This is a genomic window from Marinitoga lauensis, assembly GCF_004135675.1.
GTDB lineage: Bacteria > Thermotogota > Thermotogae > Petrotogales > Petrotogaceae > Marinitoga > Marinitoga lauensis.
The window spans coordinates 43,118-57,671 of record NZ_QHLX01000004.1 but is presented as its reverse complement, the minus strand read 5'-3'; the positions used below and the strand labels follow the sequence as shown (position 1 = coordinate 57,671).

At 28.5% G+C, this 14,554-nt stretch carries 19 protein-coding genes and 3 pseudogenes; 7 read left to right on the top strand and 15 right to left on the bottom strand.

The genetic code is table 11. From position 1 onward, the window contains the following. The first annotated feature begins 7 nt into the window (after positions 1 to 7). Together DJ007_RS20155 and DJ007_RS07560 are read left to right on the top strand one after the other, a co-directional pair. Positions 8 to 1,671: pseudogene (locus DJ007_RS20155) on the top strand (foldase protein PrsA). Between the two features lie 41 nt (positions 1,672 to 1,712). After that, positions 1,713 to 2,162, top strand: coding sequence for a flavin reductase family protein (locus tag DJ007_RS07560; protein ID WP_129409071.1), 450 nt, complete (start codon positions 1,713 to 1,715; stop codon positions 2,160 to 2,162). Between the two features lie 21 nt (positions 2,163 to 2,183). Here the strand turns inward: DJ007_RS07560 and DJ007_RS07555 are convergent, their stop codons facing one another. Then, positions 2,184 to 3,302 (bottom strand): DUF362 domain-containing protein, encoded by a 1,119-nt coding sequence (locus DJ007_RS07555; protein ID WP_129409070.1) that lies wholly within the window; start codon positions 3,300 to 3,302, stop codon positions 2,184 to 2,186. Between the two features lie 163 nt (positions 3,303 to 3,465). Between DJ007_RS07555 and DJ007_RS07550 the strand changes: the two genes are divergently transcribed. Together DJ007_RS07550 and DJ007_RS07545 are read left to right on the top strand one after the other, a co-directional pair. Continuing rightward, positions 3,466 to 3,678 (top strand): hypothetical protein, encoded by a 213-nt coding sequence (locus DJ007_RS07550; RefSeq protein WP_129409069.1) that lies wholly within the window; start codon positions 3,466 to 3,468, stop codon positions 3,676 to 3,678. Positions 3,679 to 3,680: 2 nt separating this feature from the next. Further along, positions 3,681 to 4,232: a DMT family transporter gene (locus DJ007_RS07545; protein WP_165974069.1), complete on the top strand. Its 552-nt coding sequence runs from the start codon at positions 3,681 to 3,683 to the stop codon at positions 4,230 to 4,232. A gap of 319 nt (positions 4,233 to 4,551) precedes the next feature. Here the strand turns inward: DJ007_RS07545 and DJ007_RS15815 are convergent, their stop codons facing one another. The 14 genes and pseudogenes from DJ007_RS15815 to DJ007_RS07500 form a co-directional block, all read right to left on the bottom strand. Beyond that, on the bottom strand, positions 4,552 to 4,719 hold the full coding sequence (locus DJ007_RS15815) for a hypothetical protein (protein ID WP_206076215.1): 168 nt from the start codon (positions 4,717 to 4,719) through the stop codon (positions 4,552 to 4,554). Between the two features lie 29 nt (positions 4,720 to 4,748). Next, on the bottom strand, positions 4,749 to 4,886 hold the full coding sequence (locus DJ007_RS15810) for an NUDIX hydrolase (RefSeq protein ID WP_240739434.1): 138 nt from the start codon (positions 4,884 to 4,886) through the stop codon (positions 4,749 to 4,751). Between the two features lie 8 nt (positions 4,887 to 4,894). Then, on the bottom strand, positions 4,895 to 5,098 hold the full coding sequence (locus tag DJ007_RS15805; RefSeq protein WP_206076214.1) for an NUDIX hydrolase: 204 nt from the start codon (positions 5,096 to 5,098) through the stop codon (positions 4,895 to 4,897). Between the two features lie 101 nt (positions 5,099 to 5,199). Further along, positions 5,200 to 5,871, bottom strand: coding sequence for an alpha-glucosidase C-terminal domain-containing protein (locus DJ007_RS15800; protein ID WP_206076213.1), 672 nt, complete (start codon positions 5,869 to 5,871; stop codon positions 5,200 to 5,202). Positions 5,872 to 5,933: 62 nt separating this feature from the next. Continuing rightward, positions 5,934 to 6,881: an alpha-amylase family glycosyl hydrolase gene (locus DJ007_RS15795; RefSeq protein ID WP_206076212.1), complete on the bottom strand. Its 948-nt coding sequence runs from the start codon at positions 6,879 to 6,881 to the stop codon at positions 5,934 to 5,936. A 14-nt stretch (positions 6,882 to 6,895) separates the two neighbouring features. Beyond that, the gene (locus DJ007_RS07530) at positions 6,896 to 7,534 is read right to left on the bottom strand and encodes a MurR/RpiR family transcriptional regulator (RefSeq protein ID WP_206076211.1); all 639 of its coding nucleotides are present in this window, start codon (positions 7,532 to 7,534) and stop codon (positions 6,896 to 6,898) included. Positions 7,535 to 7,542: 8 nt separating this feature from the next. Then, positions 7,543 to 7,701: pseudogene (locus DJ007_RS20150) on the bottom strand (MurR/RpiR family transcriptional regulator); the annotation flags it as partial. Positions 7,702 to 7,713: 12 nt separating this feature from the next. Further along, entirely contained in the window at positions 7,714 to 8,340 is a 627-nt protein-coding gene (locus tag DJ007_RS17515; RefSeq protein ID WP_240739380.1) for a carbohydrate ABC transporter permease, read from the bottom strand. A 17-nt stretch (positions 8,341 to 8,357) separates the two neighbouring features. After that, positions 8,358 to 8,684 carry an ABC transporter permease family protein gene (locus DJ007_RS17510; protein ID WP_240739379.1) on the bottom strand — a complete coding sequence of 109 codons (327 nt, stop codon included), beginning with the start codon at positions 8,682 to 8,684 and terminating at the stop codon, positions 8,358 to 8,360. Further along, positions 8,678 to 9,544: a carbohydrate ABC transporter permease gene (locus tag DJ007_RS07520; protein WP_129409067.1), complete on the bottom strand. Its 867-nt coding sequence runs from the start codon at positions 9,542 to 9,544 to the stop codon at positions 8,678 to 8,680. The genes DJ007_RS17510 and DJ007_RS07520 overlap by 7 nt, the downstream gene beginning before the upstream one ends. A 58-nt stretch (positions 9,545 to 9,602) precedes the next feature. After that, entirely contained in the window at positions 9,603 to 10,247 is a 645-nt protein-coding gene (locus DJ007_RS17505; protein WP_240739378.1) for a type 2 periplasmic-binding domain-containing protein, read from the bottom strand. Between the two features lie 56 nt (positions 10,248 to 10,303). Then, the gene (locus tag DJ007_RS17500) at positions 10,304 to 10,882 is read right to left on the bottom strand and encodes an extracellular solute-binding protein (protein ID WP_240739377.1); all 579 of its coding nucleotides are present in this window, start codon (positions 10,880 to 10,882) and stop codon (positions 10,304 to 10,306) included. A gap of 734 nt (positions 10,883 to 11,616) precedes the next feature. After that, positions 11,617 to 12,366 carry a glycosyltransferase family protein gene (locus DJ007_RS07510; protein WP_129409066.1) on the bottom strand — a complete coding sequence of 250 codons (750 nt, stop codon included), beginning with the start codon at positions 12,364 to 12,366 and terminating at the stop codon, positions 11,617 to 11,619. A gap of 256 nt (positions 12,367 to 12,622) precedes the next feature. Further along, positions 12,623 to 13,029, bottom strand: a pseudogene (locus tag DJ007_RS07500) (ADP-ribosylglycohydrolase family protein). Between the two features lie 540 nt (positions 13,030 to 13,569). On the opposite strand from DJ007_RS07500, the gene DJ007_RS07490 reads away from it, so the two are divergent. Genes DJ007_RS07490 through DJ007_RS14710 form a run of 3 tightly spaced genes read left to right on the top strand, consistent with a single transcriptional unit; the run spans position 13,570 to position 14,451 of the window. Next, positions 13,570 to 13,848, top strand: a complete 279-nt coding sequence (locus tag DJ007_RS07490) for a hypothetical protein (RefSeq protein ID WP_129409064.1) — start codon at positions 13,570 to 13,572, stop codon at positions 13,846 to 13,848. Beyond that, positions 13,823 to 14,218 carry a hypothetical protein gene (locus DJ007_RS14715; protein WP_165974068.1) on the top strand — a complete coding sequence of 132 codons (396 nt, stop codon included), beginning with the start codon at positions 13,823 to 13,825 and terminating at the stop codon, positions 14,216 to 14,218. The genes DJ007_RS07490 and DJ007_RS14715 overlap by 26 nt, the downstream gene beginning before the upstream one ends. A 20-nt stretch (positions 14,219 to 14,238) precedes the next feature. Further along, entirely contained in the window at positions 14,239 to 14,451 is a 213-nt protein-coding gene (locus tag DJ007_RS14710) for a hypothetical protein (protein ID WP_165974067.1), read from the top strand. Positions 14,452 to 14,554 lie beyond the last annotated feature (103 nt).

Here is a 14,554-nt window from a genome sequence, read left to right as displayed (position 1 = left end):
GTGTAGTATGAGAAAAATAGTTTTAGTTTTACTATTAGTTGTATTTAGTGTTTTTGCTTTTTCAGAAATAGTTGGGTATTTGACAAAAGATGGTAAGGTTTTGGAAAACTATTCTTTAGATGACAAAAGGTTTGAAATTGAATATATGAATAGAATTAATTCCTTACAGCAGAGTGGTCAGCAATATGATAAGATGAAGGAACCATATTATATGTTATCAACAATAAAAGATATATTGAATTATAAGATTCTTGAATATTATGCAAAGGAAAACGGATATACTATAGATATGGATAAAATAAATCAAAAAGTGGAAGACTTAGCTTCCCAATATTTAAGCAATCCTCAAACAAAAGAGCAGATTATTAATTATTTTGGTTCAGAAGAAAAACTTAAACAATATTTAAGAGATGCTTTATCTACAGGAGAATATTATAAATATGTAGATTCAACAATTGGAACAGTAACTGAAAAAGAATTAGATGATTATGTAAAAAATAATTTTAATGACATAAAAGAAAAAAATGAAAAAGTTTTAACAAAACATATATTGGTTACAGATGAAGCTACAGCAAATAAGATATTAAAAGAAATAAAAAGTGGTCAAATCTCATTTGAGGATGCAGCTAAAAAGTATTCTATTGATACACAATCAGCTAAAAATGGTGGAAAATGGATTGGGTAACAAGAAGTCAAATTGTTCCAGAATATTTCAATGCAGCATATAATGCAAAAGTTGGGGAAATAGTTGGTCCAGTAAAATCAAATTATGGCTATCATATAATTAAAGTTGAAGGGAAAAAAGTATATAACTCCGTTGAAGATATTGAGAATGATTCTAAATTAATGGCTTCTTTAAAAGATGAAATAAAAAATAATAAATTATATAAATGGTATATGAATTACTCAAAAGATTTTAGTTATGCCATAAAATATGAACCTCTAATATATGAAGATAGAATTGAAAAGGCAAAAACTTTAGAAGATAAAATGGATATTGAAAAGAAGCTATATGATGCAATTAGATCAAATCCGAATGCACCAGAATTATGGAAAATTAGTTATTTGGGTTTAGTTAAGGAATTGGATAGCACTTTACCAGAAATGGTTGAATTAAGCACTCTTATTTCAAAATATAAAAACAGTGAATATATTAATATGACAGATAAACAAATAAGTGATAAAATTGATGCTCTTGAATCAGAATTATCAAATATTAAAGATGAGAAAGTAAAAGATAAAAAAACGGCATTGAAAAAAGATTTAGAAAATTTGTATTATGCCAAAATTATGTATCCGGAATTATTTACAAAGCCAATTGATATAGAAGCAACTAAAAAATATGAAGAAGGATTAAAAACAAAAGAGTTCAACATACTTAAAGAGATGTATATGAAAAATAAAGATATGGATACATTGATAAGATTATATCAATTAAATCCAGATGATCCTCAAATTTCCTTTGAATATAATTACACATATTATCAATATATAAAACAATACATTTCTTCACAACCTAAAGATGTAATACAGCCTGAATTAGAAAAAATGCTTAGAGCATTTGAAAAAATAATAGATACTACAAATGATGAAAAAATAAAAGCAGAATCTCAAAAAGCGGTAGACGAAATAAAAACAACTTTAAAAAATATGATGGGAGATAATAACTAATAAAAATGCTGAAAGATACTTTTGAAACTAGGAGAGAAAATATGGATGCATTGGGGAAAATATATAATGTTGTCTCAATTGTTACTATAAACTCTAATGGTACTTTAAATGGAATAACGGTTGCTTGGATTACAAGGGTATCCATAAAACCTCCAATGATAGCAATTTCTATTGGAAAACAAAGATATTCGTATGAGTTATTAGAAAATATTGATAAATTTGGTGTATGTATATTATCGAAAGAACAAAAAGATTTAGCAAAATTATTTGGTAGTAAAAGTGGCAGAAATGTTAATAAATTTGAAAATGTGGATTTCGAATTAACAAAAAACGGAATTCCAAAGATTAAAAATATTGTAGCATTTTTTGAATGTAAAATTGTAAATAAAGCCGATGCTGGTGATCATGTAATATATATTGGTGAAGTTATAAATCAAGAAATATTAAAAACTGATACACCATTATTATACGGGGAACATAAATTAATGTAATAAAGCAGCCTTTTGGCTGCTTTATTTTACTTCTATTAACTCGTAATCTTTAGTACCCAAACCGATTTTTTCTGCGTGATTTAATCCAGCTTCCCAATCTGCATTTGGATGAACAAATTTAAATTTATCCTCCCCTACAAAATCATGTGTGTGATCTTTGTATATTTTACTTCCAGGTAAAACAGGTGCGTTTTTAACCAAATCAACGCTTGCTGTATCCAGCGCAACCGGATCAAATGAAGCAGCAATACCAATGTCAGGAATTAATGGATAATCATTATTGGACCAACAATCACAATCTGGAGAGACATTCATAATAAAGTTGATATAAAAAGCAGGTTTATCCTTAACAATTGCATATGTATATTCTGCAATTTTTTTATTCATAATCTCGGAAGATTCATCCCATACAACCTGAGCTGCATTATATTGACAAACCGCAACACATTGCCCGCAACCAACGCATTTGTCATAATCAATATAGGCAATTTTGTTTTCATTTAAATGAATAGCATCGTGAGCACAATTTTTAACGCAAATACCACAACCAACGCAATTTTTTTCTACAATTTTTGGTTGAGAGGTAGAGTGTAACTCTAATTTTCCACCACGTGAAGCACACCCCATTCCGAGATTTTTTAATGTTCCGCCAAAACCAGCCTGTTCATGCCCTTTAAAATGAGACATAGCAATAATTACATCGCTATCCACAATAGCAGTTCCGATTTTTGCGGTTTTACAATATTCCAGGTTTATAGGGATTTCAGTATAATCAGTTCCTTTTATTCCATCTGCTATAACAACATGACAGCCCACAGCTAATGGATTAAAACCATTTTCATATGCACTTTCTAAATGGTCTAATGCATTTGATCTTCTTCCGGTGTATAGAGTATTAGCATCAGTTAGGAAAGGCCTTCCACCCAATTCTTTGATAATCTTTGCAATTCTTGCAGCATAATTAGGTCTTATATATGCAAGATTTCCTGGTTCTCCAAAATGAATTTTAATAGCGACAAATTTTTCTTTAAAATCTATATTTTCAATTCCTGCTTTTTTTACCAAACGTTCTAATTTATCAAGTAGATTCATACCAGGTCTTGTTCTTAAATCAGTAAAATAAACTTTTGATGCCATAATTTCACCCCGTTATTTCTTGTTTCTATTATAACATTTTTTTGACATCCAAAAAGAAAAATGATAAAATAATTAGTAATACGAAATATTAAATGGGGGATAAAATGTTTAAAGCATATTTTTTGTTATTACTTGTTACATTTATCTGGGAAGCACATTTCCTTTAGTGAAGGTAACAGTTGGAGGAGACGATGTATATATTTTTCTAACAATTAGGTTTGCAATAGCATCATTGTTATCTTTTTTAATCTGGAAGAAACAAAATTTTAAGTATGGTGCCATAATAGGTTTATTTATAGCTTTAGGATTTATTACCCAAACAATTGGGTTAACATTAACAACTGCATCAAAAGTGGTTTTATTACTTCATTATATATAGTTTTGACTCCATTATTTTCTTATTTAGTAGAAAAAGAAAAGCCACGCATAAATCATTTAATTGCATTACCTCTGGCAGCTATTGGTTCATACTTTTTATCGGGTGGAATTCATGGAATTAATTTAGGTGACATTCTTACATTTATATGTGCTGTAGCCTTTGCATTATCGATGGTATATATTACAAAATACTCTAAAATAGTAGAAGAAACATCATTATTAGGGTATCAATTTTTAGTTGTTGCTGTATTAAATGGAGTATTGGCATTTACAAAACCTGTAAACATAACTCTTCCAATGATAGGAACGGCTTTTTTTACAGCGGCATTGGCTTCCACCTTTGCAACATTAATTCAATTAAAATATCAGAAAGTTGTTTCAACTAATACAACAGCTTTTATTTTCGTTGGAGAACCTATTTTTGCAATGTTATCTGCATATCTGTTTTTAGGAGAAACAATGACGATAAAACAAATAATCGGAGCATTAATACTATTATCTGCTTTAATAATAGCATCAGTAAGACTTGGAATTAAAGAGTTTAGAGAAATATAATTTAAACCTGACAATTCTGTACAGATTGTCGATAAAATAAAATAAGAAAAATAATATGAGCAAGTCCTTGAAAATTCCAAAAGATATTTAATAGAATAAAAAAATAAAACGAATGAAGACTCGCGGATTGCCTGAAAAAATCATGAATGAAAGCCGACAAAAAAACAGGACGTTTTTTTGAGCGAAGCTTTTGCAGGATGTAAAATCTGAGCGGCGGCTGAGAATGAATGATTTTTTCAGAAAAGCAATCAAGCGTCTGAATGAGTTTTATTTTTAGTCTATTTTTAAAGAATAAGAATTTTCACCGGATGAGCGAATATTATTTTATTATTTTATCTTGTACTTTGTCTATATTTATGATTTCTGCTTTTTTGTTTTCGTTATAATTAATTTCTATAAAGTATATTCCTTCATTTTCATATAAATATGGAATAATCTTTTTATCAATATCGGTAAGATTTTCTTCTAATAATTTATCTTTTTTCACCCATTTTAATATTCCTTCGTTGCAATAGTTCAATTTATCCTTTTTATATCTGCTAAAAATATAAACAATATCCAATTGTAATGTTTAGGCCCTTCTTCCGAGGTAAAAACTTTTAATCTTATATTCTTCAATTCAAAGCCAGTTTCTTCCATGAACTCCCTTTTAATGGCTTTTATTATATCTTCATTCTCTTCAACTTTACCTCCTGGGGAACAAGATATCCTGAAAAAGGTTCTTTAATTCTTTCAAGCATTAATATCTCATTTTCTTCATTTTCGGCATAACACATTACTGCAATTTTTTGATTATTGTTTTTATATAATCTTTGTGTGTCAAAATTTATTTTTTGTTCTTTAAAAAAATCTGTAATATTTTTCACTTTAACACCGCCTTTCAGGAAAATTTTATCATATCTCTGGCGGTATTACAAATTATAAGTATACCTTCTCAAATAAAAATAAAGCCCCTATTTGGGCTAATTTATTTTATCCAGAGAGTCTCATAAGGTTTTAATCTAATAATTAATTTATTATTATTTACTTCAATTGATTTATTGGATAATAAGTCTATTGGACTTTCGGAAAGAGTATTTTCTAATTCTAATGTTATTTTTTCATTTGAGACATTTGTTAACACTAATAGCTTTTCATTCTCATATTCTCTGATAAAAGAGAATACTCTATCGTCTAAGAATAAAACTTTTTGTTTTGCTTTTGGATTAAAGGCTTTATGTGCGGTTCTAATTTTTAACATATTCTTCATAGCGTTAAAAATCTTATGTCTTAATGACTCAGGGTTATTTATCTCTTTTTCAAGTTTATCATAGTCTAATTTTTCCCTATTGATAGTTCTATTCATTCCAGTTCTTTTTACACCCTCATAATAATTTCTGGATCCCAATAAGCTATGAATATATATACCCGGTACTCCTTTCATTGCGGATGCTATTGCATAGGCAGAAACAAATTTTCGTATATTTAATTCCATTTCTTCACTTTCTTCGTATAATGCATCGAAGTAATTTATATTTAATTCATATGGTGATTTTGAACCATCCGGATTACTTTTATATGAAACTAATCCTTTATTTTTTAAGGTGTGTTCAACTAAATAATCTATCTCTTCATCTTTTAATATGCCTTTTGCAGGCATTAAGCCTATTCCATCATGTGAAGCTAAGAAATTAAAAAACGTTGTTTTATCACTTGGTGTTTCTAATGTGTTTGCCCAATGTGAAATATAATAAGCATTCTTTGATAAAAAGAATGTAAAACTAAAGGTGGAAGTGAAAAATTATATACCATCTGTGCTTCGTTATATCCATCGCCAAAATAAGATATATTTTCCTTATGTGGTACATTTGTCTCTGTTATTAAAATTACATCTTTTGCAGTTAAGTCAAGTATATCTCTGAATAACTGTATCATTTTATGTGTTTGTTCTAAGTGGATGCAGGTAGTTCCTAACTCTTTCCACAAATATCCAATTGCATCTAATCTAATTAGTTTCGCTCCTTTTTTAGCATAAAACAATAATATTTCAACTATTTCCAGGAATAAATCTGTAGATTTATAATTTAAATCAATTTGATCTTCACTAAATGTAGTCCAGATATATTTTTTTCCGTCTTTTGTTTCATATACATGCAATAATGGTAAAGCTCTGGGTCTTGTTACTTTTTTTAATTCTTCCACAGGTTCCTGTTCAATAAAATAATTTTTATATTTTGGATTTCCTTTTAAGTATTCTTTAAACCATTCGCTCTGCTTGGAAATATGATTTATCACCGCATCAAACATTAAATTATAATCTTTTGATAATCTTTCAATATCCTCCCAATTACCAAGTTCTGGATTTACTTTTTTATAATCTATTACAGAAAAACCATCATCTGATGAATATGGGAAAAATGGAAGTATATGTACAGTATTAATAATATCTTTAACATGATCATTTAAAAATTTATGTAAAGTATGTAAAGGTTTTTCTCCTTCTTTTTTTATTGAATCACCATATGTAATTAAAATAACATCCTTTTCTGTTAAATCAATATCTTTATCTGAAATTTTATATCTTTCTATTAAATTCATCAATTTATTATATACTTCTTCTGCTTCATTTGAATATAAAAACTTTAGTTTTTCATATATTTTTTTGTTCATTATAAACACCTCTTTTAAAATTTCTTTGGTTTTATAACATCTTTTAATTTATCAAAATGTTCATCGCTAAATTTTTTTGAAACAACAATATTGTATAATAATTCAATAATATACATTTCTCCAATTCTGTCATGTGTAAATTCATTTTCAGAAGGATCGCTTGGTGTGGTATAGATCACGTCATGTACAACCATACTTAATGGTGAATCTACTCCGGAGGTTATTGCTACTGTATAAGCACCAGCATCCTTTGCAATTTGTGTGGATTTAAAAACATCTCTAATATATCCCGAATGGCTAATTGATATAACAGTATCTTTTTCGCTTAAATTTGCACCTACGATTACCTGCATATGTGGATCCGAATAAGCTGCAGCAGGTAATCCCAGAGCAGCAAATTTTAAAGAGCTATCAAGGGCTACAGGAAAAGATCTACCTACAGCGAAAAATATTAATTTTTCAGATTGTAATATTCTATCAGCGACTTTATTTAAAAGATCTTTGTTTAGATTTTTGTAAATAATATTTAAACTATTGCAAATTTTATTATGAAAATTAGAAAAAAGATCTTCTTCACCAGTTTCTTTAAAAGATGGCTCCGATAATTCTTTAGCAAGTGTAATTTTAAAATCCTGATATCCTGTAAATCCCAATTTTTTATTACTCTATATACTGTAGTTTCGCTTACTTCAGACCAATTAGCCAATTCAGTAATACTATAGTGAATTACGTCCGGAGCTCTTTCGATAATATAATCAGCTACTTTTTTTTCTCTTTTGGTTAATGAGTTGTAAATTCCCTTAATTTTGTTAATAATCATAAAAATCACCTCTTATTCTTTTACACCACCGGCGGTTAATCCACCTGTTAAATATTTTTCCATCATCATAAACATTATAACAACAGGAACAGCAGTAACTACTGAAGCTGCCATCATTTTTGCCCATATTGCATGTTCAGAATTGAATATTTCGTTTAATCCCAATGGTAATGTATAAAATTCCGGGAATGGTCTTACAAATATAGATGCGAATAAGAATTCATTCCATGCAATCATAAACGCATATATATATACAGTAATTATAGCAGGTAAAGATAAAGGAATTATTATTTTTGTGATAACTCCCATTCTACTCGTTCCATCAATAATTGCTGCTTCTTCTATTGATCTTGGTATAGTTCTAAAATAATTTCCAAGCATGTAAAGTGAAACAGGTATAGTTTGAACAATATAAATAACAAATAAAGCAAAAGCAGAAGATATTCCTGATGATGTTAAACCGATTTTAACGAAAATTTGATATAAAGGAACAGCTAATATTGTACCTCCAAAAAGGTATACAATTAATACACCACGTTGTATTGATCCTCTTCCTTTAAAATCTATTCTACTAAACGCATAAGCACCAAATATGGATAATATTAAGCTCACAAAAGCACTTAATCCTGCTAATAACAAACTGTTTCTAAAAAATCTTAAAAATGGGAAAGATTCTTTTTTCTTTGAGCTTTAATTTGAGCTAATACAGCTGCTTGTTGCTCTTCAGGTAAAGTTTTTATAATTTCCAACAACTGTTGTTGTTCATTACTCAACTCTTCACGAACTGATTTCTTGAATCCTAAAAGAATAGCATATGTATCAAGTGTTGGCCTTTTGGGGATGATTCCGGGTTCAAAAGCATCAGTGTCATATCTAAAGGATACAGATACCATCCAGGCAAACGGATATGTAACAAAAATGACTAAAGCAGCAATTAAAGTCCAAAATCCAAGAGTTCTTAAAAAGCTTTTTTTCTTTACCATTTTAACACCTTCTTTACGTATATACCTATTAATGAAATCATAATAACAAATAAAATGGTTGCTATAGCAGCAGCAACACCCTGTTCAGGAACTCCAGTGAAAGCTTTTTCGTATATATATATAGGCAAGGTATTGGCAAATTTAGACATAAGGTATACCTCATCAAATTTATAGAAATTCCATATTCCTCTTAATAATGCTACAGAAGCAATAACAAAGTATAACTCTGGTAAAGTTATATGAACGAATTTCTGCCAATTGCTAGCTCCATCTATTTCTGCAGCTTCGTAATAGTCCGAATTAATTGATTGTAATCTTGATAATAGCATTAAATAAACAAATGGAAAATTTCTCCAGATATTAAATATTGAAACAACCCAAAAAGCATTATTTGGATTGTTTACAAAATCATTACCTGGATCCATTCCAAAATATGCTAAAAATTTCATTAAAGGTCCATCGATTGGCAAAAAAATATATTTCCATGCAAACACTATTGCTATCAACGGTGTAACATATGGTAATAACAATAATGCCCTTACAATACCTCTTCCGGGAAATTCTCTATTCATTAATAAAGCTACACCTAACCCCAGGAGAATACTTCCTATAACAGTTGTAAATGTAAATAAAAGGGTAATACCAAAAGATTTCCAAAAAGATGAATCAGTTAAAATTTCCTTATAATTTTGTAGTCCAACAAATTTGTTTGGGGCATCTGAAATTGATACCTCAAAAAAACTTAAATATATATTATAAAATACGGGGTATAAAATTAACAAAGCTATAATTATAACCGTTGGTAGTACTAATTTCCAACCAAACCTTGCATCTTTCTCTCTTAGCGACATTACAGCCATCTTTAAACCTCCTTTTTAAAAAAAGGGGATTTGGAATCCCCTTTATGAAAAAGAATAATTATTTACCTAAAACTTTTTCTGCTTCTTTTTGTGCCCACATTGCTGTTTGCTGAGGTGTCCAATCGTTAGCAAACATATAGTTAATAGCTTTACCGATTACAAAATTTGCACTTAACTTACTCATATCTGTAATAACTTTACCTTTAATAAATTCAAATCTTTCAACAGAATCTAAAGCACCAACAATTTCAGCAATTTTAGCTTTTCCATATCTCTTTAATACAGGATTATCTAAGAAAGCGTCACTTTCTGCAATTGATTTTCTTGTTGGGTTCATTCCGCCTGGAGCCATATGTACCCAATATACGTAGTTTTTATCTGCCATTAAGAATTTAACAAATTTTTCTACTTCTTCTTTATTAGCATTCTTTGTTATTCCTAAAGCTACAACTTGACCATATGATGTAGGTCTTGTGTTAATCATTTTATTAGCAAAACCAGTATTTTTTACTAATTCAGGATTAAACTTGTTTATTCTACCTTTTTGAACTTCTTCAACAGCAATATCATCCATAATATATGTTGAGTAGAAAATCATTGCTGTTTCACCATTTAAATAACCTTTTAAAGCATCTAAAACTGTTGTGAAACCAGGTTTTGAATATTTTCCCAATTCTTTATAGAATCTGAAAGCTTCAATCATTTCAGGAGTATTGAATGTTATATTTCCATTTTCATCAATAGGTCTTGCACCATTCGCTAAAGCAACTTCTGTAAATACTTGTTCTGCATAAGCGTCAGCTTTTTTAGGTAAAATAATACCATAAACACCTTTTTTGGGTTATTTAAAACTTTAGCAGCTAAAGCGATGTTATACCATGTTACAGGATCACCTAAATCCTGAGATGCGAACATGTCTTTTCTATACCATATTCCCTGTACCCATGCAGTGAATGGGATTCCATAATACTTTCCAGCACCATTGCTTAACATTCTTGCAGCACCGTTATAAATATCACCAAAGTCATTTATAATTTTTGTTGCTAAATCTTCATCTAAGAAATTTTGAGATCCTAACAATATCATTGGTTCAATTCCACCTTCTAAAAGATCAGGCAATGTTCCAGCGTTTTTAGCAATAGGGATTTGTTTTAATAAATCATTTTCTTCTACAGGAACAACTTCAACATCAATACCTGTTTGTGCTTTAAAAATAGTTGCTAGTGCTCTGATTCTTTGCATTCTGTCTGATTCAACCTCGGTTGTCCAGAATGTAATTTTTGCGAAAGCGGCAGATACTAATACTACTACCAACATCAATACTAATAATTTCTTCATATAAATACCCCCTTTAGAGAATTCTTTTTTTTCAAAATAATTAAAAAGAAAATTTTCTTTTTAATTATACAACAAAAAAATTTTTTTATCAATCAGAATATTCTACATTATGGCTAATTAAAAAAGATGTTAAATATATATTTTTGATTAGATATAAAAATCTAAAAATTTTATGAATTAAATATTTTTTTCAATGATGAATCCAAAGTTTGATATGAATAGAACTTTTTTCCTAGTTGAAAGTTTTTTTCGATAATATTTTCAGCTTTTTCTTTATTAAATAATATTTCTAAAATTTCATTAGCTGCATTTTTAATAACAAAATTATCAACTTTGTATTTTTTATTTATATATTTTGCATTATTACCTAAACTTACTATATCAAATCCATTTTTTTTGATATCTTTCTCATATACAGGATATTCATAAACAAGAAGGGCTTTTTTGCAAATAATCCTTCTAAAAATTGATTTCCGAAGCCTTCTAAAACACTTGGATAGGTTATAAAGTCGCTAATAGCATAAAAATCCCATAGTGAAAAGGAGCCTTTTTTTCATCTCTAATTTCTTCTAATAATTCATTACAAAAAATGGTATTTATATTTTTTTCTTTTGCATGGTTCACTAATAATTCTTTATATGAAGGTTCTTCGTCTAAGCCAGGTAATAATAATATAATTCTTGTATCTTCTGTAACTTTTTTGCCTGTATATAATTCTTTACCAATATATTTATTTATATTTTTTGAACTTCTGATAATGTATCGATTGCTAATTCGATAGCCTTTCTTCTTACAACTCTTGTAGCCTGTAAAAATATAATATCGTTCTCTTTAATACCAACCTGTTCTAATATTTTTTTATTATATTCATCTTTTTTCCAAAGTTTTGCTTCAAAATCAAAAACATTTGGAACAATAATACTTTCAACACCCTTAAAGTTTTTGATACTTTCCTGAGCTATGGAATTTATAACAATATGTTTTATATTTCTTGGTGGCATAATATTTTCCAAAATTTTTTCTACATATTCTGAAGTAGGAGCAGAATAAAAATTTCTTTCCCAGTAAAAATCATGATGGTGACCTATAACTTTCATATTATTTTCTTTAAAGTATTTATTTAAAGCTATTGCTGCAGATAAATTATGTGCTAAAGAAAAAATATTATTTACAACTACGATATCAAAGTTTTTCATTTTTTCATTTAATTGATTATATATATCATTTGCTAATTTGTCTATTTCTTCTTTTAATCTCCCTTTTGACCAATCTTCTAAAGATTGAAATGCTCTTTGTCTAATTATTAAATTTCTTTGTTCTTCGTATGCTAATAAAGGAACCTTTATTCCATTTTCTTTTCCCAATGTTCCAGCAATAAAATGCACATCATGGCCCTGTTTTTCTAATACGAGTTTCCACTTTTTCATTTCTAATGAGACTCCATCAGTTTCACCCACTCTGAAATGCATTAAACCTATTTTCATAATCCCACTCCTTTTTATAAGATACTGATATTATATAAAAATTTTTCTTTATTTAAAATTACAAAAAAATAAATTTTTTATATCTAAATAAAAAAAGACCTAAACATTTCGCGTAGCGAAGAACTTTGCTTCGCAAAAGTTCTTCGCTACGCGAAAGGCTTAGGAAGATTTGCTTTGCAAAAGGTTTTAGAAAATATATATAACAAAACAAAAAAAATTAACCTAAAACCTTCCGCTCTGCAGAAAGCTTTAGGTCTCAGTTTGAAATAGTATAAAGTTTTTCTATAATATCGAGAATAGTATCTTTTTTTGCTATTTTTAAAGTCCACAATTTTGGTATATTATCAAAACCATAATATGCACCAGCTAATTGTCCTATAATGGCACCAATAGTATCTGTATCCCTTTGAAATTAACAGCTGTTAAAACGGCCTCTTTGAACGAATTGGTATTATAAAAAGACCATAATGCAATTTCCAATGAGTCTAAAGAAGAAGATGTGGAGTTTATTTGATCCATTGTTTTATATTTTATATCAACAACTCTTAATTTTACATCGTATATCAGATCCATATGTTTATGCACTTCATCAATTAAGAATCTTTTATTTTCTCCAACAATTGCTTGTTGAATAATTCCGCCCATGAGTTTGCATGAATGAATTGAATATATATTATTATGTGTAGTATATGAGCTTTGACCGGAATAATAAACAGCATTTTAAAAGAATTTTTAAAAAACATGGAACAGGAGACAATCGAGCTAACGGTTTATTTGAATCTTTTTAGTGATTTCAGGAAATTTATTATCTTTTTCATAATAAATAAGAGCTTCCATTGTTTGATTATCTATGCCGAATGCTTTACTTTTTGAAGATAAGTAACCATCATCAATCCATTTTAAATATTTTTTATTTGACTATCTAAATTAAAACCATCTTCAATCAAAGATTCAGCAAGACATAATGCCATTGAAGCACTATCTGTCCATTCTCCTACATCGAGATCATATATACCTCCACCTGAAAAATCACTTATCGTATCAACGTTTATATTTTTATAGGAGCACCTAATGCATTGCCAACAATTAAACCAAATAATGCACCATAAAACCTATCTTTTACTTTTTCCATATATAAGCCCCCTTAAATTTATTTAATTAAATTATACCCTAAGAAAAATAAATTTACAAGGAGGGGAAAGAATGAGAACCGAGTATGAAAGAGGATATATAACAGGATATGAAAATGCATTAATGCGAGTTATAAGAATAGCAGAGAAAATAAAGGATCCAGAATTATTAAAAAGTATATTAGATCTGATATATGAAGTATATAAAATAGAAAAAGGCGATCAGCACACAAGTATGCCAACCGCCAGCACATTGGGATCCCACGCCAATGAGTCCCATAATAATTATAGCAAAAAAAGACGTATAGTGCAAGAGGGTGGGGAAGTTGTACAAAGAAAACAAAGTTACTAAAACATTCAATGTTGCAACACTATTTATTGAATTTCAGAAAATAGCATTAGAAAAACATTTTGATGTTTATACTTGTAGAATATATAATTATTTACTATTTAAATTAAATGAAAATTTTTTTAATAATCCTATTGATAATGTTACTATAAATAAAGTTTCAAAAGAAGTAAATATAGGAAAACCAAAAGTAATAAAAATATTTCGTACCTTAAAACAAGAAGGATTAATATACTACGAAAGTAAATACAACAAGACAAAAATATATTTCGGAGAGTTGGCCAAAGAAAAAATAAGAGAAGAACAAGCTAAAAAGATACAACAACAGGAAAAAGTAAAAATAGAAAAAGAAAGCGAAAAAATAAAATATTAAAGCATATCTTAACAGATGAAATGTATTCAGAATTACAATTATATGCAGGATTCTTAAATGTAGATATAAAAGAAGAAACAAGAGAAATAATATTTAATACGGACAATACGTTTGTAAAAGACCACATAAGAAAAAATTATTATACAAAATGCAAAAGAAGTAAAAGAATACAGTTTAAAATTGATATAGTCCTGGTAACTCTTAATGTTATAATGAAACAACGATTTTATTAAATTAGTGGAGTGCCAGGACATATAAAAGCCAGTTCCAAAAGCTCGTAAGGGTATATTGGTAATAAAAGTATATTTAACGGATTAGTGGCAAGGAACTGGCTTT